The organism is Faecalicatena contorta (assembly GCF_001404335.1).
Lineage (GTDB): Bacteria > Bacillota > Clostridia > Lachnospirales > Lachnospiraceae > Faecalicatena > Faecalicatena contortus_B.
In genome coordinates this window covers 5493-7527 of sequence record NZ_CYZU01000103.1, presented here as the reverse complement: position 1 = coordinate 7527, position 2035 = coordinate 5493, and the positions used below count along the sequence as shown (strand labels likewise).

Genomic DNA, 2035 nt, shown 5'->3' with positions numbered 1-2035 from the left:
CCCCCAGCAGGCACTGCATCCCCGTCCCCACCAGGATAAACCCGATCTGGGACATGGACGAGCACGCCAGGGTGCGTTTTAAATCCACGGAAAAGACCGCCAGCACCGCGCCCCCAAACATGGTCACCACGCCCAGGGCCAGGATCAGGCTGCCCCATTTTTCGTCCCCGTAGAACATGTAGCAGCTGATCACCAGGATCCCGTATACCCCCGCCTTGGTCAGGATACCGGACAGCAGGGCGGAAGCCGGCGCAGGCGCTACCGGGTGGGCCTTGGGCAGCCAGATATGGAGCGGGAAGGCGCCCGCCTTTGCCCCGAACCCGAACAGCATGCAGCCCCCGGCTATATAAAGCAGCCTTTTATCCGGGTAACTTTGGCAGGCCTCATAGAGCGCCCCGATCTCCAGCGTCCCCACGGACGTGTAGAGCAGAAACAGCCCCATCAGCAGCACCATGCCCCCGATCACCGCCACTGCCAGGTAGGTCTGGGCGGCCCTTAAGGATTCCTTCCTCTCATCCTGTGCAACCCACACGTAGGACGTAAAGGACATCACCTCAAAAAACAGAAACGTGGTATATAAATCCGCGGACAGGAAGACCCCCACGGTGGCCCCCAGGGTCACCAGCTGGAACAGGTAATACCGGTTCCGGTTCCGGTAATGCCGGAAGTACTCCCGCGAAAACACAATGGTCATCATCCACATGAACCCGGCCACCACTGCGTAGATCCCCCGGAAACCGTCCATACTGAAATGCAGGCCCATCCCGCAGATCCCCTCCAGGATGCCCTCGCTCCCCTGCAGGCGCAGTGCCCCATAGAGCAGCAGCAGGAATTCCGTAATGACAATGAAATCCGCAAAGTAATTCCGCCCCTCCCTGGATTTCCTCCCGATCAGATAGGTCAGCAGCGCCCCGGCCATGGGATAAAACACCGGGACTGCCAGTTGGATTCCATTCATGCGTGCCACCTCCTAAAATACCTCATTCTCAACCTCCTGTAATCCACCGGTTACTGCTTCCTCAAATTCACCGGTTACCGTCTTTCTAAACCAAACAACTATGCCTGCTTTACAGCCTCTGACAGGAAGAAAAGCAGATTACTTCCATAGGAAACCGGCGGCTTTTCACAAAAGCCCTCCGGTTATCCCCTCTAATACACCCCCGTCACAACCTTCGTCAGGAACTCCGTAAGCGGCGTGCTGTACAGCCCGAACCCGATGATCGCCAGGGAGAACAGCATCAGGGGCAGCACCATCTGCCAGCTGGGATCCTTCACCCCCGCCAGGGCCTTCTCGTCAAACCCTTTCTCCGGGAAGAAGCCCCGTACCACAATGGTCATCATATAGATGGCCGTCAAAAGCGCCGACACCAGCAGGCACCCCACTCCGATCCAGGCCAGGTGGTTCCCGCTTTCCAAGGCCCCCTTTGCCAGGTACCATTTACTGATGAACCCGCAGCCCCCGGGCACCCCCATCATCCCGATGGCCGACACCGTAAAGGCCCCGTACACCCAGGGCATTTTCCGCCCGAAGCCGTCCATCTCATAGATATAGTGCTTGTGGGTCTGGTGCATGATAGACCCGGCGCAGAAAAAGGCGCTGATCTTCATGACCGCATGGAACACCATATGGCACAGCGCGCCTAACAGGCCCGCCGGCGTCATGATCGTGGCCCCAAAGATGATGTAGGACAGGTTGCTCACCGTGGAGAAGGCCAGCCGCCGTTTCATGTGCGTCTCCTTCACGCCCATGCTGCAGCCGAACACCACCGTGAACATGGCCAGGGCCATCACCACGTTCTGCGCCCAGGTCCCCCGCAGAAGCTCCGTGCCAAAGCAGTAATAGGTCAGCCGGATCACGGCAAACGCCCCCGCCTTTACCACTGCCACCGCATGCAGCAGCGCGGTCACCGGCGTAGGCGCCACGCCCGCATCCGGAAGCCAGGAATAGAAAGGGAACATGGCCGCCTTGATGCTGAAGCCTAAAAACGCCACCACATAGAGCAGCAGCACCAGGTCCAGCCCAAGGCCTGCCGTA

2 protein-coding genes are annotated in these 2035 nt (G+C 59.1%); both read right to left on the bottom strand.

Going from position 1 to position 2035, the window contains the following annotated elements:
* On the bottom strand, positions 1-958 hold a 958-nt coding region (locus tag ARB69_RS25220; protein ID WP_242857669.1), incomplete at its 3' end, for a complex I subunit 5 family protein.
* Between the two features lie 191 nt (positions 959-1149).
* A partial coding sequence (locus ARB69_RS25215; protein ID WP_278314403.1) for a proton-conducting transporter membrane subunit occupies positions 1150-2035 on the bottom strand: 886 nt, incomplete at its 5' end.